The sequence below is a fragment of the Novacetimonas maltaceti genome (assembly GCF_002906255.1).
In the GTDB taxonomy this organism is placed as follows: Bacteria; Pseudomonadota; Alphaproteobacteria; order Acetobacterales; family Acetobacteraceae; genus Novacetimonas; species Novacetimonas maltaceti.
This window is the reverse complement of the sequence record NZ_POTC01000033.1, coordinates 1-21,297: the sequence shown is the minus strand read 5'-3', so window position 1 is coordinate 21,297 and position 21,297 is coordinate 1. Positions and strand designations below refer to the sequence as shown.

The following is a 21,297-nucleotide window of genomic DNA, read 5'->3' as shown; positions in this document are numbered from 1 at the left end:
GCTTTACAGAAAAACCCGGGAACGGGCGCCCGGTTCAAATACCGCAAAAGAAATCGGAACAGATCAATAAAGGGTATTGCGATGGCGAATTCCAGGATGCTGGCCTGCATGACCGTTGCCGGCATGCTGCTGGGCGATGGCGCGCAGGCGGCCGGTACGCTGACGATCGCCACGGTCAACAATGGTGACATGATCATCATGAAACAGCTGTCGGGGGAGTTCGAGAAAGCCCATCCCGACATTCACCTCAACTGGGTCACGCTGGAGGAAAATGTCCTGCGCCAGCGCGTGACGACCGACATCGCAACGCATGCGGGACAGTTCGACATCCTGACCATTGGCAATTACGAAGTGCCGATCTGGGCACGGCAGGGATGGCTGGCCGAACTCAGCCCCGGTGCGGATTATGATGTGAATGATATCGTCCCCTCCGTGCGCGCCGGGCTGAGCGTGGACTCCAGGCTGTATGCCCTGCCGTTCTATGCCGAAAGCATCATGACCTATTACCGGACCGACCTGTTCCGGAAGGCCGGGCTGAGCATGCCGCAGCATCCCACCTATGAGCAGATACGCACCTTTGCCGACACGATCACGGACAGGAACAGCCAGACCTACGGGCTGTGCCTGCGTGGCAAGCCGGGATGGGGGGAGAACATGGCCTATGTCACCGCGCTGGTGAATACGTTTGGCGGGCAGTGGTTCGGTGCGGGATGGAAGCCGATGCTCGACACCCCGGAATGGAAGGCGGCACTGCAATGGTATGTCTCGGCCATGAAGGCCGACGGGCCACCCGGCGCGACATCGAACGGATTTAATGAAAACCTGGCCCTGTTCGCCAGCGGGCATTGCGGCATATGGGTCGATTCAACCATTGCGGGCGGCCTGCTGTTCGACGCCAGGCAGTCGCATGTGGCGGACAGGGTCGGCTTTGCCGCCGCCCCCACCGGCCCGTATGGCAAGGGACCGACATGGCTGTGGAGTTGGAACCTCGCCATCCCGGCCTCCTCCCGCCATGCGGATGACGCGCGCATTTTCATCGAATGGGCGACATCGAAGGCCTATGTGCAGCTTGTGGCGCAACACGAGGGATGGGTTGCCGTGCCCGCGGGAACCCGTGTCTCCACCTACGACAATCCGGATTACCAGAAGGCCGCCCCGTTCGCCTCCTTCGTCCATGCCGCCATCGATACGGCGGACCCCGATGGACAGACCCGCCAGCCGCGCCCCTATGGCGGCGCGCAGTTTGTCGGCATTGCCCCCTTCCAGGCCATCGGCACGCAGGTGGGGCAGACCGTCGCGGCAACACTGTCGGGCCAGATGACGGTGGAACAGGCGCTGGGTGCGGCGCAGGCATCCGTGACACGTACCATGCGCCAGTCTGGTTACCTGCATTAAAAAGGAAGCGCGAACATGGACACAATGGCAGTACACGCCCCCCTGCCGGGCCGCCCCGTGGGGAGTGCCGCCCGCAGTCGGCGCATGCAGGGTTTCGTGCTGCAGTCACCTGCGATCATGCTGCTGCTGGTATGGTCGGTGGTCCCCCTCCTCATGACGCTGTGGTATTCGGTACGCAATTACAACCTGCTGGACCCGACACAGCACGGCTTCGCCGGCCTTGCCAATTACCGGTACCTGCTGACGGACCCGGATTTCGTGACATCGCTGGAAAACACGGCCATCCTGGTGGGGGGCGTGCTGGCGATATCGGTGGGATTGGGAACGCTGCTGGCGGTCCTGTATAATGAGGAATTCGCCGGGCGCGGCATTGCCCGCCTCCTGGTCATCTCCCCGTTCTTCGTCATGCCCACGGTGGCCGCCCTGCTGTGGAAGAACCTCATGCTGCACCCGATCTATGGCGTGTATTCCGCCATGATGCGGGCCGTGGGCCTGACGCCCATTGACTGGCTGTCACGCTATCCCCTGGCAACGCTGGTGATGATCGTGGCATGGGAATGGCTGCCCTTTGCGACCCTGATCCTGCTGACCGCCATGCAGTCGCTCGATACGGAACAGAAGGAAGCCGCACGCATGGATGGCGCCGGCATGGTGGCACAGTTCACCAACATCACCCTGCCCCACCTGTCGCGCGCGATTACGGTCGTGATCATGATCGAGACCATCTTCCTGCTGACGGTATTCGCCGAAATCTCGGTCACGACGGCAGGCGGTCCCGGCGTCGCCTCCACCAACCTCGCGTTCCTCATCTATTCGCGCGCCCTGCTGCAATTCGATGTGGGTGGGGCATCGGCGGGCGGAGTCATCGCCATTGTCGTCGCCAATATCGTGGCCGCCTTCCTGCTGCGCGCCGTGGCCCGCAATCTGGAGACCTGACATGGCAAGAACCGGCACACGCCTGCGCCATGGCGCAACCACCGTCCTGGCCTGGGCCATTGCGTTGTGGATGTTCTTCCCGATCCTGTGGATGTTCCTGAGCGGGTTCAAGAGCGAGCCGGATGCCATCTCCACGCCGCCGCACCTGTTCTTCAGCCCCACATTTTCAAGCTACCGGGATGTCTTCGCGCGGGAGGCCTACTGGCATTTCGCCACCAACAGCGTCGTGATTTCGGTCATGGCCACCGTTGTCGCCCTGCTGGTCTCTGTTCCCGCCGCCTATGCCATGGCGTTCCTGCCGGGGGCGCGCACGCGCATGACACTGCTGTGGATGCTGTCCACGCGCATGCTGCCTTCGGTCGGGGTGCTGGTTCCCATCTACCTGCTGGCGCGCGCCACCGGCCTTCTGGACAGCAGGACGGGACTGATCGTGATCTACATGCTGACGAACCTGCCGATTACGGTGTGGATGCTCTATACCTTCTTCCGCGAGGTCCCGGTTCCCATACTGGAGGCCGGGCGGATGGACGGGGCGACACGCTGGCAGGAGGTCACGCAGGTGCTGATGCCGCTGGCGCTGCCGGGCGTTGCCTCGACCGGGCTGCTTTCCATGATCCTGTGCTGGAATGAAACATTCTGGTCACTGAACCTGACGTCTTCCGCCGCGGCACCACTGACCACGTTCATCGCCTCCTTCTCCTCCCCCGAAGGGCTGTTCTTCGCCAAGCTGTCCGCCGCCTCCACGCTGGCTGTGGCGCCCATCATGGCGTTTGGCTGGGCCAGCCAGAAACAGCTTGTGCGCGGCCTGACATTCGGGGCGGTGAAATAGAAAAAGGCCCGCAACCGGCGCAACAGCAGGAGGAACACACCATGGCGAAAGTGGAACTGCGCAACCTGCGCAAGACCTATCTGTCCGAAGAAATCATCAAGGGTGTCTCGCTGGCCATTGCCGAGCGGGAATTCATCGTCTTTGTCGGCCCCTCGGGCTGCGGCAAGTCCACCCTGCTGCGCATGATCGCGGGGCTGGAAGACATAAGCGCGGGTGACCTGCTGATCGACGGGCGACGGGTGAACGACACCGACCCCGCACGGCGCGGGGTTGCGATGGTCTTCCAGTCCTATGCGCTGTATCCGCACATGAATGTCTACCGCAACATGGAGTTCTCCCTCCGGCTTGCCGGCATGCCCGAAGCCGAACGGCGGCAGCGTATCGGTGACGTGGCGCGCATCCTCCAGCTTGAATCCTATCTGGAGCACAAGCCGGGCCAGCTTTCTGGCGGACAGCGACAGCGTGTCGCGATCGGACGCGCGATCGTGCGCAACCCGAAGGTCTTTCTGTTCGATGAACCGCTCTCCAACCTCGACGCGGCACTCCGCGGGCAGATGCGCGTGGAACTGGCCAGCCTGCACCGGCGGCTTGGGGCGACCACGATCTATGTCACCCACGACCAGGTCGAAGCCATGACCATGGCCGACAGGATCGTCGTCCTCAACAAGGGGGTTGTGGAACAGATCGGCACGCCGCTGGAACTCTATCACCGGCCCTGCAACCTGTTTGTCGCGCGCTTCATGGGATCGCCCCCCATGAACCTGCTGCCCGCGACGCTCGCCCCCCCTGCCCCCGATGGGACCATGCAGGTACGGGCGGGAACGATCGGCATCTCCCTCCCGCCCCAGCAGGCCGCGCTGGAGGCAGGCGCGTCCGTCACGCTGGGGATACGGCCTGAACATATCCTGATTGACCTGAAGGGGACTGTGCAGGGCATGGTCGAGGTCAGCGAACGGCTGGGCGCGGTGACCCTGCTGCATGTGCGCCTGCCTGACGGGCAGATGATTGTCGTGCAGACGGGCGGGGACAATACCGACCGCGCCGATACCCCCATACGCATGACGTTTGAGGAAGAACACTGCCACCTGTTTGACGCACGCGGTACGGCGTTGCCCCACAGGGCAGAGCATCCCCTGCTTTCAGACGCATGAGATCAACGGCTTCCCTGTTCAGGATACTGGCACATGTATACGCAAAAGCTCCGTCTTGACGGGCGTGTCGCGGTTGTGACCGGCGGCGCGCAGAATATTGGCCTGGCCTGCGTCACGGCGCTGGCGGAATTCGGCGCCGACGTCATCATTGCCGATCATGATGCCGGACTGGCGGCACGGGCCGTGACCGAACTTACGGCGCGGGGGCACAGGGTTTCGGCCATGGAACTGGACGTGACCGATACGGCGCAGGTGGATGCCTGCGCCGCGCAGGTCCGGGCCGGGGCAGGTCATGTCGATATCCTTGTCTGCTGCGCCGGGATCTGCATTTCCGAAGTCCGGGCCGAGGACATGACGGATGCGCAGTGGCTGAAACAGGTTGATGTCAACCTCAACGGCATTTTCCGCTGCTGTCGGGCATTTGGCCGCATCATGCTGGAACAGGGCCATGGCGCGATTGTAAATATCGGTTCCATGTCAGGCCAGATCGTCAACCGCCCGCAGGAGCAGGCAGCCTATAACGCATCAAAGGCAGGGGTGCATCAATATACACGTTCGCTTGCGGCGGAATGGGCCACGCGCGGGGTGCGTGTGAATGCCGTGGCCCCCACCTATATCGAGACGACCCTGACACGCTTTGGCATGGAAAATCCGCGCCTGCATGACGCATGGCTGGATGGCACGCCCATGCATCGCGTGGGACAGCCAGACGAGGTCGCCTCGGTCGTGCAGTTTCTGGCATCGGACGCCGCCAGCCTGATGACCGGGGCCATCGTCAATGTCGATGCCGGGTTTACCGTATGGTAAATTGCCACGGGGTTGGCCGCAGCCCATGGACGCATATCCCGATATCGACATGAGATGCCCCACATGCACGAAAGACAGGCACGCGCTTCAGTTTTCGCACAGGCGCACTCTTTTTCGGGAAGATCCAGTACCGCAGGAGCATGGCCGGAAGACAGGGCACGTATAAGTTTGGTGGATATTTTGATACCGGACGCTTCGCGGACCAGATGCTCCAGCATTTCGGACGGGTTACGGAACTGGATGCCTTTGTCAGGGGAAACTGGACAGCAGACACCGATCGCAACCAGATCGTCTATGCCGTGGATGGCGGCTTCGCCCTGCAGGGGCCATTCGGGCGTGCAGGCGACGTGCCGGGACTGGGGGCAGCATGTGCATGACGAAGCGATCTTCGGGTTGCACAGCAACGTGACATTCTGAATATCCCTTGCGATTACGCATCTCGGTACTTTTTATAAAAACGTGACATTATCGTCTTATTTCCGAATTTCTTCCCTGGAATTCATGATGGCGGGCACCCCGAACACGGCTGCATCACCAATGCGGCACCTTGGCCGCGACGGGTCGCCCTGCACGAAGCCACCCTGCGCGCAGTCATGTGCACGCACGTCCGACGTGGCGCGACCGATCCCCCGGCCCAGGCATTGTGCCCGCATGCCGCATCATGCCCCCCAAAGTTTATAAACACCTGACAAACCGGTTCTCGCAGGGGGAACTGCCCATCGTTCAGGTTCGCGTCATGTTCGGCCTGTATGTTGCACCACATGGAACAGAAATCCTGCCCTTCCCCGACACGCTATGACCTGCCAACGATCATTTTCCATTGGGGGTGTGCCGCCATTGTCGTGCTGCAGTTCGCGACAGCAAATCTGTGGGGCCTGTTCCGTAACCCGCTGCATCACCAACTGGTGGTCACACATCTTACGCTCGGCATCATCCTGAGCGTGCTCATGCCCGTGCGGTTACTGTGGCGGATGGGTTGGGGACGCCATATCCGCGCTGCGGATCGCCGACTTGATGCCGTTGCGGCCCGCAGTGTGGAATATGGCCTGTATGGCCTGGTGCTGCTGGAGATCCTCCTTGGCTATCTGTGGCGATGGGGCAATGGACAGGACATGAGCTTCCTCGCCATCCAGATTGCGCCCCCTTTCGGCAGGTTTGCCGCCTCGACGGTAAGTCTCCTGCACTGGCTGCACCAGTGGAACGGATGGCTGATCATCATACTGGCCACGGGTCATGCCCTTGCCGCGTGTTTTCATTATTTCATTCTCCGGGACGATGTTTTTCAGAGAATGCTGGTAAAAGGTACTGTATCTGATGAATATGGAAAGTAGGACAGCACCGCGCCCCAAGGAAATGCATGCGACATCCCGACTGGGCTGGCTGCGGGCGGCGGTGCTGGGGGCGAATGACGGAATCCTGTCAACATCCAGCCTGATCATTGGTGTCGCCAGCGCCCATGCGACACAGGGGAGCATCCTGCTGGCCGGCATTTCCAGCATGGTTGCAGGTGCCATGTCCATGGCTGCGGGAGAATACGTTTCCGTCAGTTCGCAGGCGGATTCAGAAAAAGCCGACCTTGCCCGTGAAAAAAAGGAACTTGGCAGCAGTTGGGATGCCGAAGTGCGCGAACTCGCCAGCATATACCGCCAGCGCGGCCTGGATGACATGCTGGCACGCAAGGTTGCCCTGCAACTCATGAAACATGATGCACTGGGCGCCCATGCCCGCGACGAACTCGGTATTTCCGAGGCAACCGCAGCACGTCCGGTACAGGCCGCCGTCGCCTCGGCCGGGGCGTTCTCATCCGGCGCCATATTGCCTGTGCTGGCGGCCCTCCTGTCCCCTGCCGGCGTGGTGTCATGGGCTGTATCCGCCGTATCCCTGACTGGCCTGGCGGTGCTGGGGGTGGTGGGCGCGCGTGCCGGGGGCGCGGCCCCGTTGCGTCCGGCGATGCGGGTCATATTCTGGGGCGTCATGGCGATGGCCGTGACGGCCGCGATTGGCCGGATCTTCGGCGTGCAGGCATAAAGGCCCGCCTGCCCCGACGCATGACGGCATCGGGGCAGGACGGGGATCAGGAATGGAACTCGCCCAACACCGGGTTTTCTCCGCCCATATGCTCCATGGGGCGCATTGATACAGGCACGGGTTCGCCCGCAGGCATCCCTTCCCCCACCACACGCAGGCACAGCGCAAGCGACAGCGCCCCGGCATCCGGGTGGCCCAGGCTGCGCGTGCCATGGGTGCGGGCACGGCCCAGGCGGGGCAGCAGGTCACGGGTGGCGTCCGCCGCCTTCTGCGCCACATCCGCCGCCACCTGCCATGCGTCGGGCAGGGTACACCCACGGTCGCACTCACGCTCCAGCGTTTCGACAAAGGGAACCAGCGCGTCCATGAGCGTCTTGTCACCAACCCGCGCCCGACCGAGTTGCATGACGCGTTCCATCGCGCGCCGGGCGCCGTGCACCAGTTGCGCCGCATCAGGCACGGAGACATCATCCAGCGCGGCGCTGAAGGCACGCAGCCCTTCGCCCCACAATGCGCCGGACGTGCCGCCCGCACGGTCGGCCCAGGCATCCGCCGCCGCCGCCAGCACGGTCGCGGCCCCCGCGCGGGCGTGCGCCGCCTGACGGGCGGCCTGATGCGCCGCTGCCGACCCGCGGGCCATGCCCTGCCCGTGGTCGCCATCCCCGGCGACGGCATCAATGCGGCCCAGTTCGCCCTCCGCCCCGGCCAGCGCCTGCGCCAGTCGCGCCATGGTTTCCGCCACGCACAGGCCGCCACGCTGCCCGGCCCGGGTGCCGGCGGGCGCATGGACAACCGGGGGCTCGTCCTCCATCACGCTGCTGGCGGCATCGGGTTCACCCGTAATGCCCCCATGGCGCAGGGCCGCCGTTTCAACCGGCGCGCGCCAGTAGCGTTCCAGTTCCTCATCCAGCCACGTCATGGTCAGTGAACAGCCCGCCATGTCAAGGCTGGTCACATATTCCCCCACCAGCGGCGCAATGACACTCAGGCCCGCCTGCGCCAGCAGGGGCGAAAGCGCTTCCCACAGGACAAACAGTTCCTCCTGCTTGGTGCTGCCCAGTCCGTTGAGCACGATGGCAACCCGACGCGGCGCGTCATCGGGCAGTTCCGCCAGGATGCGGTCAAACAGCACATGCGCCAGTTCCGCAGGAGGGGGAATATCCCGTTCATCTATCCCCGGTTCACCATGCACGCCAAGGCCGAGCGCCATGCGGTTCGTGGGCACATGGAACAGCAGGTCAGACTGCCCCGGCAGGGTGCAGCCTTCAAACGCCACGCCAAAGGTACGGGTCTGGCTGTTGGCGCGCCGGCCCACGGCCTCGACCGCATCAAGGTCCAGCCCCGCCTCCGCCGCGGCGCCGACAATCCGGAACACCGTCATGTCGCCCGCGATGCCGCGCCTGCGGGCCATGTCGCCCACGTCGGCGCTGGCCACGTCATCGGTCGTGGCCAGCAGGCGGGTGTCGATCCCTTCATGGCGCAGGCGCTCCGCCGCGATGCCGAAGTTCAGCACGTCGCCCGCATAGTTCCCGAAGCCGAGGATCACCCCCCCGCCCCGTTCGGCCCTGCGCGCCACGGAATAGATGGCCTGCGTGGAGGGCGAGGCAAAGATGTCACCGGCCACCGCCGCATCGGCAAAGCCCGGGCCAACATACCCGTTAAAGGCGGGATAATGGCCTGAACCGCCCCCGACGACCACCGCCACCTTGCCCGCCCGTCCCGGCCTGGCGCGCACCACACCGCCGCGCACCATGCGCACGAGGTCCCGGTGGACAAGGCTGTAGCCATGCAGGGCGGATTGGGCGAATTCAGAAGCATTGCCGCAAATTCTGGTCATTTGCATATATCCTCAGCTAACGCGGAAACGTCGCGACCGGGCTTTACGCCTCACGGTGCAGATAGCGACGCGCCAGGGAATCAAAGGAGATGGCCAGCACGACGATCCCGCCGCTGACCACCGACTGCCAGTAAGGCGAGATGCCGAACAGCACGATGATGTTCTCGATCATGCCGATGATGACGGCGCCCAGCACCGCCCCCACCGGACTGCCCAGTCCGCCCGTGGTCGCAACGCCGCCGATGACGGCGGCGGCAATGGGGGCCAGCACCCACGTATCACCAATGGAGGGCTGCGCCGTGCCCAGTCGCGCCACCATCAGGATCCCGGCAAGCGCCGACAGGAAGCCTGCAGTGGCGAAGGCGGCGATACGGATGGCATCCACCCGCAGGCCCAGCATGCGGGCGGCTTCGGGATTGCTGCCGATGGCATAGACGTAACGCCCGACCGGCGTGCGTACCATGACAAAAGCCACCACCCCCAGGCAGGCCAGCAGGATCAGGAAGGGCACCGGCACGCCATAAACCAGCCCACGCCCCAGAAAGGAGATGTCAACAGGCACGCCGGTAATCGCCACCCCCTTGGTCGCCACCAGGATCGCGCCGCCATACACACCCGCCATGCCGATGGTCAGCACCAGCGAATGCAGCCGCAACTGGGTGATCAGCACGCCGTTGAGCATGCCGCACGCCGTCCCCAGCAGCAGGCACAGCACCAGCGACAGCCACGGGTTCAGGCCGGCCTGCACCATCAACATGCCGCCCGTAATACCGGAAAGCCCGCCAATCGCGCCCACCGACAGGTCAAGCTCGCCAAGGATCATCAGGATCGACTGTCCGATCGTGACCAGACCGATAAAGGCCAGCGCGCGGGCCATGATCATCATGTTGAAGCCGGTCAGGAAATGCGGCGACAGCAGGCATGACACGCCAAAGATCAGGACAAGGGCCGCGATGACGCCACCCAGCGGGTTGCGCATGCACCGTGCGGCCAGCCTGCGCAGGGGCGGCAGGCGCGGCGGGGTGGGCGGTGTCGTGGGGAATGTGGTTTCAAGCGACATGACGAACCTCCGGCGCGCCGATAATCGCGCCCACAAGTGTATTGATGTCGGTCGTGGCCTGATCGAACGAACCGGTGATCTGCCCGGAATGCATGGTGATGATACGGGTGGCGCAGCGCTGCAGTTCCGCCATTTCCGAGGAAACGAGGATAATGCCCACCCCCTCCTCCGCCAGTTGCTGCATGATGCGGTAGATCTGGAACTTCGTGCCGATATCGATGCCCTTGGTCGGTTCATCAAAGATCAGCACGCGCGGCCTGCGCGCCATGGCACGCCCGATGATCGCCTTCTGCTGGTTCCCGCCCGACAGGTACATGATCTTCTTTTCCGCCGATGACGTGCGGACATCGAAACGCTCGATGGCGTCCGCCACCACACGCCGTTCCCGACCGGATGAAATGACCCCACCGCCCATGATCTGGTTCATGACGGAGACGGCAATGTTTTCGCGCACGCTCAGCAGGGGGAAGATCCCGTGATGCCGCCTTTCCTCAGGCAGGTAGAGCATGCCCATCGCCACAGCCCTGTCCGGCCTGCCGCGCGGGATTTCATGCCCGTCCAGCACGCACCGGCCCGCCGTGGCGTGGTGGTAGCCGAACATGGTCTGCATGAGTTCGGACCGCCCCGCCCCCACCAGTCCGGCAAAGCCCAGTATCTCGCCCCGGCGCAGGGTGAAGGATGCGTCCGTGAACCCGGGACCGGACAGGTGCGCCACATCGACAATGACATCCCCCGCCCCCGACGTGGCCGCGGGCTGGAAGCGTTCGTCAAGCTGCACGCTGTTGCCGGACATGAGGCGGATCAGCCTGCCTTCGTCCAGTTCCGACATGGGATGGGTGCCCACACTGCGCCCGTTGCGCAGCACGGTGACCGTGTCGCCCAGGGCGAAAATCTCCTCCATCCGGTGCGAGACGAACACGATCGCGCACCCTTCGTCACGCAGCGTGCGCAGGATGGAAAACAGGTGTTCCGTCTCGCTCGATGTCAGCGACGAGGTGGGCTCATCAAGGATCAGCACCCGGAAATTCCCGGCCCCCGCCGCACGCGCGATCTGCAGCAACTGCTGGTCGGGCACGCTGATATGTCCCACCTTCTGCCCCGGACTGGCATGCATGCCAAAGCGGGTCATGAGTTTCTGCGCCGCCGCCTCCATTGCCGCGCGTGACACGGTCATGCGCCCGAAACCGGATTTGGCGAAGGGCATGAACATGTTTTCCGCGACCGTCATGGTGGGAAACAGGCTGAGTTCCTGCGGCACGTACGCCACGCGGGCAAACAGGGTGTGATCGGCCAGCGCATCGTGGCCCTCTATTTCCACACGCCCAGCATCCGGGGTGACAAGGCCGGTCAGCACCTTGATCAGCGTGGATTTTCCCGCGCCATTTTCCCCTGCAAGGATATGGACCTTTCCCGCCTCCAGCGTCAGGTCGACATGGTCCAGCGCCACAACGCCGGGATAGGTCTTGCGCAGGGATGAAACGTGGAGAACCGTCATGATCGTTACTCCATCACTGTGGGGAAATCAGATGTTCTTCCTGGTCAGGACATCTATGCCGGTGTCTATGTATTTGGGCGTCTTCTGTCCCAGCGCCTGCTGCCATGCGGCGATGACCGCCCAGTAGCCCTGCATTTCCGGCCGGCTGGATGCCGATGAATCCGCCACCCCGTCACGGATGAGCTGGATCATGTCGTTCAGGTTGTCCAGCCCCACTTCCTTGACCTTGCCCGTGCGCCCGCTTTCGCGGATGGCCTGGCCGATCCCTACCGGTCCCGATGCGTCACATGCCACCCATCCGACAAGATCGGGATGGGCCTGCATGATGGCGGATGCCTGTTTCTGCGCGGTTTCGATACTGTCGTTATCAATGCCGGTCGCAACCACCCGGATCTGCGGATACTTCGCGAACGCCGCGCGTTCACATTCGGCGCGCCGGGTATGGTTCGGGGCGGTCGGCACGCCGATCATGATCGCGACCTCGCCCTTTTCCCCGATCAGTCCCGCCAGACGCTGTGCCGCGATCGTGCCCTGTTCGCAGAAATCGGCCCCCACCGCCGTGATGTCCATCCCCTCCGGCGGCAGGGAATCAAACACCGTCATGGGCACCTTTTCATCCACGGCCTCAAGCATGGTGGCGTGGTTGCCCTTCTCATCCAGCAGGTCGAGGATCAGCCCGTCGGGATGGGTTGCGATCGCGCGTTCGATGATATCGTTCTGCGACGAGACATCGGCCGTCTGGGGCGCGCGATATTCGATTTCCACCTTGCGCCCCGTTGTCTTTTCCAGCAGGTCGGCCGCCGCACGGGCGCCGGTGTTCACCTTGTCGAACCATGGGTGGACCGTCTTGGGGATCAGCACGAAGCGCAATGGCGCATGATCATCCGCCGCCCGCGCCGCCAGTGGCGCAAGCATGATGGCCGTGGCAAGAAGAAAAGCTGTTTTCATTTTTATTGTTCTTTCGCTTTACCGGTCATCCGGCCGCGTCTGCAGCAATCGTTCAGCAGGTGGTGACGGCGGGCTGTCCATGGGCATATTTCTGTCCCAGGGCATCAATGCCCGCCACATTGCGGGCCGACGGCCCCTTCGGGTCGAAGGAGCAGGCCAGCCACGCATTCACGATGCTCTTGGCGACTTCCGGCCCGATGACACGCGCGCCCATGGTAATGATGTGGGCATCATTGGACAGGGCCGCCCGTTCGGCGGAATAGGTATCATGCGTCAGGGCCGCGCGGATGCCGGGTATCTTGTTGGCCGAAATACAGACCCCGATGCCGGTGCCGCAACACAGGATCCCCCGGTCGAACTTCCCCGACATGATGGCCTGTCCCACCCTCTCGCTCAGGGTGGCATACAGTTCGCTGCCACCGCCGGGCGGGACGGACATGTCCACCACCTCATGCTCGCCCAGGTCCTTCAGGTACTGCGCAAGCATTCCCGCCATGCCGTTACCGGCGCTGTCGCCACCAATGGCTATACGCATCGTTTCCTCCCATTCTGGTAATGGAGTGTATTTTTATTCAGGTTTTACTTCATCACTGGCGGACAGCCGTGCCATCCGCAGTGTAACGCCGTGGTCAAGCAGCCTGTCCGCCACTGCGGGATCAAGGCCATCATCGGTTATCACCACGTCGAATTCGCACAGGTCCGCCAACCGGTTCAGCGCATTGCTGCCAAACTTCGTGCTGTCGACCATCAATACGCGCCGGTCCGCGCTGCGCATCAGCGCATGCTTGGCTTTTACGATATCCTGTTCCTGATGATAGGCGTTCACGCCATGGATGGCGGATACGGACATGAACAGGGTCCCCACCCGCAGCGCCCCGATCGCCTGTTCGCACATCAGCCCGAAAAATGCGTCAAAGGTGGGATGATACCGCCCCCCCAGGGCAATAAGGCTGATGGAGGGCATCGCCCCGACTGTGGTGGCAACGCCAAGGCTGTTGGTCACCACCGTCAGGGGCCCCATCGCCGCCAGATGATCCACCATGCAGCATACGGTGGTCGAATCATCCAGCGCGATGACATCGCCAGGCACGACCATGCCTGCCGCCAGCGCCGCGATGGCCTTCTTCTCACGCATGGCGCGACGCCTGCGGTACAGCATGCTGCTTTCGACAATGCCATTGGGCAGGGTGGTCACCCCGCCATGCACCCGGCGCAGCAGTCCCTGCGCCGACAGGGCCTGCAGGTCACGGTGGACGGTCATGCGACTGGTTTCAAAACGCGTGACCAGTTCATCAATTTCCACATTGCCACGGTTCATCACATAATCGACCATGGCGCGCCTGCGGGTGGCAACGGTGCCGTTTTCAGCCGGATGCAACATGTTCATGTGCCACACTCCCGATAATCTGCCTGAAATCAGCAACATTCCATGCCGCACGACCAATAAAGACCCCATCCACATCCGCAATCCGTGCATAGCCGCAGGCATTGTCACGTGTAACGCTGCCGCCATACAGCAGGGGGATTTCATGCCCGGCTTCTTCCCCGGCGATCTCCACCAGCACCGCGCGCAGCCGTGCATGGGCATGGGCGACAAACGTGGCATCCGCCGCGCGTCCCCCCGCCCCGATGGCCCAGACCGGTTCATACGCCACCAGTACCTGTCCCATCAGGGCGGGGGGAACACCATGCAACGCAATACGCAACTGGCGGGCCAGCACATCATGCGTCACACCGAACGCATGTTCCTCCGCCGTGTCCCCGATACATACCAGCGGGCGCATGCCATGGCGCAACACCGCATGGACCTTCAGGTTGACGGTCCGGTCCGTTTCACCGAAATGCGCCCGGCGTTCGGAATGGCCGATTTCCACCAGCGCCGCACCACATTCAGCCAGCATGACGGGCGAGATTTCCCCCGTCCATGCCCCTTCATCCTCCCAATGGGTGTTCTGTGCCCCCACCAGCACGGATGTACCCTCCAGTATGGCGCAGACATCCCTGAGCGACGTAAAGGGCGGGATGACAAAAGGCTGCACCCCCACAGGCGGATGAAAGGCGGCCAGTGACCGCGCGGCCTCGATGGCGGCGGCCGGCCCCTTGTTCATCTTCCAGCTGGTGCCAATCCATAACGGTCTGGAATGCATCACGGATCTCCATATCTGGCAGGATGCACAGACATAACGCACTACATGATATATATATCATAAACGGCGTTATGGTTGCGTCATTCCCGGCAGGAGGATGTTCACATTCTCCTGACCTGCGGAAATGTATGAAATACTACCCTGCCATTACGAAATATAATTCACGAAACCAAAGTATAGGATGACGGATGCTGTCAGCCCATCACACCCATGCTGACCGAACCTTCCAGCAGCGTGGCTTCGGTAATGCAGCGATCGGCCCCCAGCGGCCGTTCGGCACGCCCTCCCCTGCGGGCCAGGGCTTCGTGGTAGAAGCATGTGGCTTCATCCGGCAGAAGGTCGCCATCGGTCACACGCCGCATGGCCTGCACCAGCAGCAGCGGGTCATCGGCATCGACAATCTTGCGCCCGAACAGGGCCGCCCGCGCGCCGCAGGCCTGGGCCTGGTGCAGCAGTTCAAGGCAGTCACGCGTTGTCCCGCTGCCCCCGCCCATGATCCCCACCACCATGCGTGGATCGAATGCGCACAGTTCGGTCAGCGCGCCCGCGCCATTAAACGGAATCTTCAGGAATTGCGGACGTTCCGCCTGACGCAGGCCGGCAAGGGCGCGGACAATCATGTCATTCAGGAAGACACCCCAGTCCGGTTGCGCAATCCGTCCTTCGTTGGGATTGAAGACCTCAAGGAAATAGGAAAAACCATGCGCCTGCGCATCCTCGCGAAAGCGGCGGAAACATTCCAGCGCATGGGCATCATGTTCCGCATCACCGTTGAAGGTCATGGAATACAGGCCAAGCCCGGTCTGTGCACCCGCCAGTGACGCGCTGCGAAAGGGTACGGAACGCTGGATGGTATAGGGGCTTCCCCGCCCGCGCCACACGTCGGTGGTGTCATTGGCGCGGATTGCAGGCTGCACACGACTGTCGTTAAAGGCGCCCTCCTGCATCAGCGTTTCCAGATTGGAAGCCGAAACCAGCATGATATCGACAACATCCAGTTCCAGCATCGCGCGGATATCATCCAGATACGCATCCCGGCAGCGATAGGGCGACAGCCCCCCCATGTTGCGGTTACGCCCCATGGCGCTGATCCCTGCCGCCATGTCGGCATCCTTGGCATCGGCCAGGATGAAGTCGGCCCGCGTGTCGGTCCCGGCGGCCATACGGGCGATCTTGGTTTCATAACGGTTCATTGTTCAGGCTCCGATCGGTTCGGGCTGCATGGGTTTCGACGCGGCCATGCGGGCGGCAAGGTGATGCCGCGTTTCGGCCTCCTGCCACGCATCGCGGGCCTGACGCCGGATCGTGTCGGCATCCCATCCAAGGGTTTCCCCCGCGATGGTTGCGACCTCGTGCGTGACGTCGGGCGTTAACGCACCAGACAGCGCAATGGTGGTACGGCGGTAGAGAATGTCCGCGACATGCCGGACCTGCTCATTACGTGCGATAAAAATGATTTCCCGGCGGGTATAAGACGGCAGGCTGTCCAGCGGTTGATCGGGGACCAAGGCGCAGAACCGCGCGATTTCCACCGCCAGTGTGCCATAACGGCCCAGCAGTGCGCGCGCGCGTTCACGCGCAATCGCACTGCCTGCGGCAAAACGGTCGATATATGCGTCAAGGTCCGCCGGGGCGGGATAGCCGCGCCCTCCCCCGATCGGCAGCGACCGGGTGGAAACCTGCCGCACGCGACCAAGCCTCGGCAGGATGGTATCGGCCACTTCCTCGGCCAGGCCGCGGAAAGTCGTCCATTTCCCCCCCACCAGGGAAAACAGCGTGACCGTTCCCAGCCTGTCCTCGTGCACGACATGGTCACGGCTGATCGCGCCGGGGTCGGACGCGTTACTGGCCGGCAGGGGGCGCACGCCGCTGTAGCGGTAGATCACATCGGACGCATCAAAGCGGAAACCGGGAAACAGGGCCCCCAGCATATCCAGCATGTAGGCCTGCTCCGCATCGGAACAGATGGCGTCATCCGGGTCGGAGACGGGAATATCGGTCGATCCCACCAGCACATGGCCAAGGAAGGGATAGGCCAGGCAGATACGTCCGTCAGGCGTGCCAAAATAGACCATGTTGCCGGCCAGTTCGCGCAAAAGCCCGTCATGGCGCAGTATAAGGTGCGATCCCCTGGTACCACCGATGTAGCGGGTATCCACACCAAGGGCGGCATTGACCTGATCGATCCATGCGCCACCCGCATTGACCATGACGGGAGCACGCGCCCGCCATGACTGCCCGCGTGGCAGGTCATGCAGTGTCACGATGCCATCATGGAAGGACCCGATATGGGTATAGGTCGCGACACGAGATCTTTCATGCGCCCGCAATGCCTCGCGCACGCATTCGTAACCCAGACGTTCGGGCTGGCTGATCGCGGCGTCATAATATTGCGCGCTGGCCATGACGGTGCCGCACATATGCGGCCAGCGCGCACGCGTCTGCCTGCGTGAGAACAGGCGGTGCCGGGGCATCACACGGGCATGCCGACCGAGGAAGTCATAGATCTGCAGCCCCAGTTCGAGCACAAGCGCACCCCGGTCCGTCATTTTCCCGCCCAGCCGCAGGAAACGCCGCATGGAGGGCAGGATCCCGCCAAGCCATGAACGGACAGGCACGGTCGTGGGCAATGGGTGGACGACATGCGGCGCATTGCGCAGCAGCAGGTTACGTTCCAGCGTGGATTGCGCGACCAGACGGAATTCCCCGGTTTCAAGGTATTTGATCCCGCCATGGATCAGGCGCGAGGGGGCGGCGGATGTCCCACTGCAGATATCCGCCCGGTCCACCAGCAGCACACGCACCCCCTGCAGCGCCAGTTCGCGCATAAGCCCGACGCCATTGATCCCGGCACCAATAATGATGACATCATAATCCTCCACCGGAGACTGGACGGTATTCATGAAGGAATCCCCCCCATCGCTGTCGCGTGACGGACATGCCGGTGCGTGGCGGGAGGGACCCCGGCGACAGGTTCCGGTGATGACTGTGCCGAGGAGGATGTGTCATACAGCGCACGCCAGAACGGGCGCATGGCCTGCGCCAGCGCCACGTAACGGTGGTATATGCCATCATACGCCGCCACCTGTGCCGGTTGCGGGTCATAGGTCCGCCGCGATACGGTCAGCGCCGCCACCGCCCGTTCAAGGTCCGGCTGCATGCCGACTGCCACCGCTCCGGTCAGGGCGGCCCCCAGCGCCCCCGCCTCCCGCACGGAGGAAACCTCGACAGGCATGTCCAGCACATCGGCAAACAGTTGCGCGATTGCGGGCTGGCCGCTGCCACCGCCGGATATGCCCACGCGCGCCACCGGTCCCGTCCGGCACAGGTCGCTGACATGCATGCGGTGGTTGAATGCCATCCCCTCCACCATCGCCTGCAGCAGGTCGGTCCGGTCATGCCACGACTGCACGCCAAAGAACGACGCGCTGGCGGGCGCGGCATAGGGGGAACCGAACAGGAAGGGATGGAAAAGCGGCACCGTGCGCGCCTGACGGGCGGCGGTCAGGCGTTCTTCCACCTCATGCATCAGGACCGTCGTGGCGTCCGCGTTCCCGGGCATCAGCACACGCGTCATCCATTCCAGATTGCTGGAGGAAGCGGGCGAGATCGCCATGCAGTTCCACAATCCCCGCCGGTAACCCGCACGGCAGGCCCAGCCTTCGCCGGTAACCGGCCTGTCGCGGAAGACCTCGTTGATGGAAAACGTGCCGGCCGTAAGCGACATGTCACCGGGCTGTGTATGGCCCATTCCCACGGCGGCGGCGGTGACGTCATGCAACCCGGCGGAAACCGGCGTGCCCGCAAGCAGCCCCGTCGCCGCGGCGGCACTGGCCGTGACGGTCCCGGCCCGCGCGCAGGAATCCAGCATGGGCGGCAGGCAGTCCCGCATGCCCTCCAGCCCGAGGATATCGAGGATGGCGGCGCTGTACTGCTGCGTATGCAGGTCTGTAAAGGCCGTGCTCGCCTCGGTTATGTCTGTCGCGATTTCCCCTGTCAGGCAGAGCCGGATCCAGTCCTTGGCAAACAGGACGGACCCGATGGCGTGATAGCGTTCCGGTTCATGCGCGCGTATCCATGCCAGCAGCGTATTGGCGGAATAGGCATAGGGCCGCTGTCCCGCCAGCGGCACAAGCTGGTCCAGCACCCCACGCTGGCGCCAGCTGTCATGCAGGTCCGTCGCGCGGCTGTCGAGCGACATGATCCCCCGTCCCAGCGGGTTCCCCATGCGGTCCAGCAGGAACACGCCGTCGCCATGCGCCGTGACGCCCACCGCGGCAATGGACCGACCATTCAGGCCCGCATCCTCAAGCGCCATGCGGATGGTGACCGCCACGCCCTGCCATACCTCGCCCATGTCACGCTCGACATGATGCGGGCGGTCCATATGCTGTGTCACGCGACTGCGCCCCGTCCCCACGATTTCGCCCGCAGGGGAAAAAATGACCGCCTTGGTAGCGGTTGAGCCGCAGTCTATTCCGATGATGAAGTTCCGGCACATCCTCGACCTCCCGATATCCAGCAGCATGATGGCGGAGTTGATGTGTTACACATAACATGTTTTATGTTATATATAACGCATATTAATGTGATGACAGAGGACGGGAACCGGATCGGATTGTTTACGAAGGAAATGTGCGGCCGGCACGATGGTCATATTTCATGTGACAGTGTAACGGGTATTTATTACGCTAGGCGCTTTCCTGTTGACCCTGCGGATGAAGATCGCTTTCCAGCATGACCGATAAAACGGGCCTGTCACATGTCCTGACTTCCACCCGATCTGCCCGGCGGGGCGACAATACGGCACGCCAGCAACGCATCCTGGACCTGCTGCTGGAAACGGGTACCGCCACCATTGATGCGCTGGCCACGCATTTTGACGTCAGCCGCATGACCATTCACCGTGACGCCAACGTGCTGGCGCAACAGGGCCTGGTGGAAAAGCAGCATGGGGGCATTGCCCTGCGCAACCGCACCGCCACGCAGAAGACCGTAAGTTACCGCACGGCCCTTGCCAGAGAGGGCAAGCAGGCGATCATTGCCCGTGCCATATCGCTGATCCGACCGGAACAGATCCTTGTTCTGGATGATTCGACGACCGTGGCCGAAATGCTGCCCCTGCTGCCTGCGCTCGCACCGCTGACCATCATTACAAACGCCATGGGGGTCATCCAGGCGCTGTCTCCCTACCCCGACCTGCGCCTGATCTGTCTGGGGGGCGATTACAACAGGCCGCGCAATGCCTTTTTCGGATTGATATGCGAACAGGGGGCGCAGGGCCTGCACGCCGATACCATGTTCCTGTCCACGTCCGTCATCCACGACGGCACGGCTTTCCAGAACAACCCGGACATCATCAAGATCAAGCGTGTGCTCATGGAAATCTGTGACCAGACGGTCCTGCTGGTGGACAGTTCAAAGTTCCGCACGGGGGGGCTTTACCGACTGGCGGGCCTGGATGCTTTCGATCATGTGCTGACAGATGCACGGATCAGGCCCGCCATACATGACAAACTCAGGGCCGCCGGAATCCCTCTGGAAATCTGCCAGCCAGACGCCGGGTCCTGAGGAACGGACATGCCCGGGGACGCCGTGCGCGACGACCCGGGCGTGTCATCATTTCATGGAGGGGTTGAGGACGCAGCGGTATCCGGCATGGACTGTGGCAATGGAAAAGCCGCATCCTCCAGGGTAGAGGTTGCCTGCCACAATATCTCGTCCTGCATATCGTTACTACGCATGACCAGGCCAACTTTATGGTCCGTTTCCATAAGGTTGCGTATTTCTGCTGCATAGCGGCCGGGCGAGACCGCCTGTAATGTCTTGATGTCTGTAGGGATCAGGGAGTTTTCATCCGGAAGTTTCTCAAGGTTGCCAAAATACATGTACTGCGTTGCTTCCTTGACGCACCTCATCCCGGAGGTCAGAGGGTGCAGGAAGCTTCGTGTGCGGACGCCAAACAGGACCTGATTGACCACATTCATTTTATTGTATGGGGACACCCATTTTATCTGCAACAGAACCAGATCCGTCGGTTCCTGCCGGCCGACCTGACAGAAACCATGCCTGCCACGGCGCGCCAGATCAATCAGCATGACCGACCTTACATCTTTATTCTTTAGAATTGACGTCATGAGGGGCGTATCAAGATCAAACCCGTTCTTCCCCATATTATGCAAGGTCAGTAAAGTCTGCCCTTTTTGAATCAGTTTCGTTTCCATTTTCTCGGACGACGTATAGGCATCGGCCATGAAGTCCTGTACCATCGATGTCTGTGGAGAATTGACGATATCCCGGATTGTCACGTTTTTGATGATGTCGGCAGCAGGAGTATCATCAATGCGTAATACGATCCTGTTGTCCGCGTTCTGTGGCGCAGCAGTCGCAGGCGTATCCTTTTTTTCTGACTGAACGCCAGTTCCTGACTCTGTAACGGGATTGTTTTGCACCTGATTTTCGTTCTGGGCCACCTGTGGTGATGACTGCGCCAATGGTGCCGGTGTGACGGTTACGGAAGTTTTATCCTGTGCAACATGGAGGGTTCTAAAAACCCCCTGGTTTTGAGGTCTTCTGTATGATTCTATTTCTTCTGCGTTGATTGAGGGAATGGCGATATGAAGCAGCCTGGTTTTTTTGATGTTGAAGAGCGGCTTTCCCGGTT

At 62.4% G+C, this 21,297-nt stretch carries 20 protein-coding genes; 9 read left to right on the top strand and 11 right to left on the bottom strand.

Annotated elements, in window-relative coordinates:
- Positions 1–108: 108 nt before the first annotated feature.
- The 8 genes from KMAL_RS11445 to KMAL_RS11405 all read left to right on the top strand — a co-directional run bounded on the left by KMAL_RS11445 (position 109) and on the right by KMAL_RS11405 (position 7,146).
- The gene (locus KMAL_RS11445) at positions 109–1,395 is read left to right on the top strand and encodes an ABC transporter substrate-binding protein (protein ID WP_408887920.1); all 1,287 of its coding nucleotides are present in this window, start codon (positions 109–111) and stop codon (positions 1,393–1,395) included.
- Between the two features lie 15 nt (positions 1,396–1,410).
- Positions 1,411–2,331 carry a carbohydrate ABC transporter permease gene (locus KMAL_RS11440; protein WP_110095836.1) on the top strand — a complete coding sequence of 307 codons (921 nt, stop codon included), beginning with the start codon at positions 1,411–1,413 and terminating at the stop codon, positions 2,329–2,331.
- Between the two features lies 1 nt (position 2,332).
- Positions 2,333–3,160 (top strand): carbohydrate ABC transporter permease, encoded by an 828-nt coding sequence (locus KMAL_RS11435; protein WP_110095835.1) that lies wholly within the window; start codon positions 2,333–2,335, stop codon positions 3,158–3,160.
- A 41-nt stretch (positions 3,161–3,201) separates the two neighbouring features.
- A complete protein-coding gene (locus tag KMAL_RS11430) occupies positions 3,202–4,311 on the top strand; it encodes an ABC transporter ATP-binding protein (protein ID WP_110095834.1) in 1,110 nt (369 codons plus the stop codon).
- Between the two features lie 33 nt (positions 4,312–4,344).
- On the top strand, positions 4,345–5,118 hold the full coding sequence (locus KMAL_RS11425; RefSeq protein WP_110095833.1) for an SDR family NAD(P)-dependent oxidoreductase: 774 nt from the start codon (positions 4,345–4,347) through the stop codon (positions 5,116–5,118).
- Positions 5,119–5,258: 140 nt separating this feature from the next.
- Positions 5,259–5,495 carry a hypothetical protein gene (locus tag KMAL_RS11420; protein WP_239020099.1) on the top strand — a complete coding sequence of 79 codons (237 nt, stop codon included), beginning with the start codon at positions 5,259–5,261 and terminating at the stop codon, positions 5,493–5,495.
- Positions 5,496–5,879: 384 nt separating this feature from the next.
- Positions 5,880–6,449: a cytochrome b gene (locus tag KMAL_RS11410; RefSeq protein WP_239020098.1), complete on the top strand. Its 570-nt coding sequence runs from the start codon at positions 5,880–5,882 to the stop codon at positions 6,447–6,449.
- Entirely contained in the window at positions 6,439–7,146 is a 708-nt protein-coding gene (locus tag KMAL_RS11405) for a VIT1/CCC1 transporter family protein (RefSeq protein WP_110095830.1), read from the top strand. The genes KMAL_RS11410 and KMAL_RS11405 overlap by 11 nt, the downstream gene beginning before the upstream one ends.
- 46 nt (positions 7,147–7,192) lie before the next feature.
- On the opposite strand, the gene KMAL_RS11400 is transcribed toward KMAL_RS11405, so the two are convergent.
- The 10 genes from KMAL_RS11400 to KMAL_RS11355 all read right to left on the bottom strand — a co-directional run bounded on the left by KMAL_RS11400 (position 7,193) and on the right by KMAL_RS11355 (position 19,134).
- Positions 7,193–8,983, bottom strand: coding sequence for a dihydroxyacetone kinase family protein (locus KMAL_RS11400; protein WP_110095829.1), 1,791 nt, complete (start codon positions 8,981–8,983; stop codon positions 7,193–7,195).
- 43 nt (positions 8,984–9,026) lie between these two features.
- Entirely contained in the window at positions 9,027–10,043 is a 1,017-nt protein-coding gene (locus tag KMAL_RS11395) for an ABC transporter permease (protein ID WP_110095828.1), read from the bottom strand.
- Positions 10,033–11,538: a sugar ABC transporter ATP-binding protein gene (locus KMAL_RS11390; RefSeq protein ID WP_110095827.1), complete on the bottom strand. Its 1,506-nt coding sequence runs from the start codon at positions 11,536–11,538 to the stop codon at positions 10,033–10,035. The genes KMAL_RS11395 and KMAL_RS11390 overlap by 11 nt, the downstream gene beginning before the upstream one ends.
- A 27-nt stretch (positions 11,539–11,565) precedes the next feature.
- Entirely contained in the window at positions 11,566–12,486 is a 921-nt protein-coding gene (locus tag KMAL_RS11385) for a substrate-binding domain-containing protein (RefSeq protein WP_110095826.1), read from the bottom strand.
- A 52-nt stretch (positions 12,487–12,538) separates the two neighbouring features.
- Entirely contained in the window at positions 12,539–13,021 is a 483-nt protein-coding gene (derI, locus tag KMAL_RS11380; protein WP_110095825.1) for a D-erythrulose-4-phosphate isomerase, read from the bottom strand.
- Positions 13,022–13,054: 33 nt separating this feature from the next.
- A complete protein-coding gene (locus KMAL_RS11375) occupies positions 13,055–13,873 on the bottom strand; it encodes a DeoR/GlpR family DNA-binding transcription regulator (RefSeq protein WP_110095824.1) in 819 nt (272 codons plus the stop codon).
- Positions 13,851–14,633, bottom strand: coding sequence for a triose-phosphate isomerase (locus KMAL_RS11370; RefSeq protein WP_110095823.1), 783 nt, complete (start codon positions 14,631–14,633; stop codon positions 13,851–13,853). Before KMAL_RS11370 ends, KMAL_RS11375 begins: the two co-directional genes overlap by 23 nt.
- A gap of 194 nt (positions 14,634–14,827) precedes the next feature.
- Positions 14,828–15,826: a beta/alpha barrel domain-containing protein gene (locus KMAL_RS11365; RefSeq protein WP_110095822.1), complete on the bottom strand. Its 999-nt coding sequence runs from the start codon at positions 15,824–15,826 to the stop codon at positions 14,828–14,830.
- Between the two features lie 3 nt (positions 15,827–15,829).
- Positions 15,830–17,536, bottom strand: coding sequence for a glycerol-3-phosphate dehydrogenase/oxidase (locus KMAL_RS11360; RefSeq protein ID WP_110095821.1), 1,707 nt, complete (start codon positions 17,534–17,536; stop codon positions 15,830–15,832).
- On the bottom strand, positions 17,533–19,134 hold the full coding sequence (locus KMAL_RS11355; RefSeq protein ID WP_110095820.1) for an FGGY-family carbohydrate kinase: 1,602 nt from the start codon (positions 19,132–19,134) through the stop codon (positions 17,533–17,535). The genes KMAL_RS11360 and KMAL_RS11355 overlap by 4 nt, the downstream gene beginning before the upstream one ends.
- Positions 19,135–19,370: 236 nt before the next feature.
- Between KMAL_RS11355 and KMAL_RS11350 the strand changes: the two genes are divergently transcribed.
- Entirely contained in the window at positions 19,371–20,204 is an 834-nt protein-coding gene (locus KMAL_RS11350; RefSeq protein WP_110095819.1) for a DeoR/GlpR family DNA-binding transcription regulator, read from the top strand.
- A 53-nt stretch (positions 20,205–20,257) separates the two neighbouring features.
- On the opposite strand, the gene KMAL_RS17270 is transcribed toward KMAL_RS11350, so the two are convergent.
- Positions 20,258–21,297 (bottom strand): hypothetical protein (locus KMAL_RS17270; protein WP_180999807.1); only part of this gene is annotated, 1,040 nt, incomplete at its 5' end.

Excerpts from the sequence above, each read along its gene's own strand:
- KMAL_RS11385 (WP_110095826.1), bottom strand. The coding sequence starts at position 12,486 with ATGAAAACAGCTTTTCTTCTTGCCACGGCCATCATGCTTGCGCCACTG.
- KMAL_RS11360 (WP_110095821.1), bottom strand. The coding sequence starts at position 17,536 with ATGAATACCGTCCAGTCTCCGGTGGAGGATTATGATGTCATCATTATT.
- KMAL_RS11390 (WP_110095827.1), bottom strand. The coding sequence starts at position 11,538 with ATGACGGTTCTCCACGTTTCATCCCTGCGCAAGACCTATCCCGGCGTT.
- KMAL_RS11395 (WP_110095828.1), bottom strand. The coding sequence starts at position 10,043 with ATGTCGCTTGAAACCACATTCCCCACGACACCGCCCACCCCGCCGCGC.
- KMAL_RS11355 (WP_110095820.1), bottom strand. The coding sequence starts at position 19,134 with ATGTGCCGGAACTTCATCATCGGAATAGACTGCGGCTCAACCGCTACC.
- KMAL_RS11370 (WP_110095823.1), bottom strand. The coding sequence starts at position 14,633 with ATGCATTCCAGACCGTTATGGATTGGCACCAGCTGGAAGATGAACAAG.
- KMAL_RS11420 (WP_239020099.1), top strand. The coding sequence starts at position 5,259 with ATGGCCGGAAGACAGGGCACGTATAAGTTTGGTGGATATTTTGATACC.
- KMAL_RS11365 (WP_110095822.1), bottom strand. The coding sequence starts at position 15,826 with ATGAACCGTTATGAAACCAAGATCGCCCGTATGGCCGCCGGGACCGAC.
- KMAL_RS11410 (WP_239020098.1), top strand. The coding sequence starts at position 5,880 with ATGGAACAGAAATCCTGCCCTTCCCCGACACGCTATGACCTGCCAACG.
- KMAL_RS11405 (WP_110095830.1), top strand. The coding sequence starts at position 6,439 with ATGGAAAGTAGGACAGCACCGCGCCCCAAGGAAATGCATGCGACATCC.
- KMAL_RS11430 (WP_110095834.1), top strand. The coding sequence starts at position 3,202 with ATGGCGAAAGTGGAACTGCGCAACCTGCGCAAGACCTATCTGTCCGAA.
- derI (WP_110095825.1), bottom strand. The coding sequence starts at position 13,021 with ATGCGTATAGCCATTGGTGGCGACAGCGCCGGTAACGGCATGGCGGGA.
- KMAL_RS11350 (WP_110095819.1), top strand. The coding sequence starts at position 19,371 with ATGACCGATAAAACGGGCCTGTCACATGTCCTGACTTCCACCCGATCT.
- KMAL_RS11435 (WP_110095835.1), top strand. The coding sequence starts at position 2,333 with ATGGCAAGAACCGGCACACGCCTGCGCCATGGCGCAACCACCGTCCTG.
- KMAL_RS11400 (WP_110095829.1), bottom strand. The coding sequence starts at position 8,983 with ATGACCAGAATTTGCGGCAATGCTTCTGAATTCGCCCAATCCGCCCTG.
- KMAL_RS11425 (WP_110095833.1), top strand. The coding sequence starts at position 4,345 with ATGTATACGCAAAAGCTCCGTCTTGACGGGCGTGTCGCGGTTGTGACC.
- KMAL_RS11440 (WP_110095836.1), top strand. The coding sequence starts at position 1,411 with ATGGACACAATGGCAGTACACGCCCCCCTGCCGGGCCGCCCCGTGGGG.
- KMAL_RS11445 (WP_408887920.1), top strand. The coding sequence starts at position 109 with ATGACCGTTGCCGGCATGCTGCTGGGCGATGGCGCGCAGGCGGCCGGT.
- KMAL_RS11375 (WP_110095824.1), bottom strand. The coding sequence starts at position 13,873 with ATGAACATGTTGCATCCGGCTGAAAACGGCACCGTTGCCACCCGCAGG.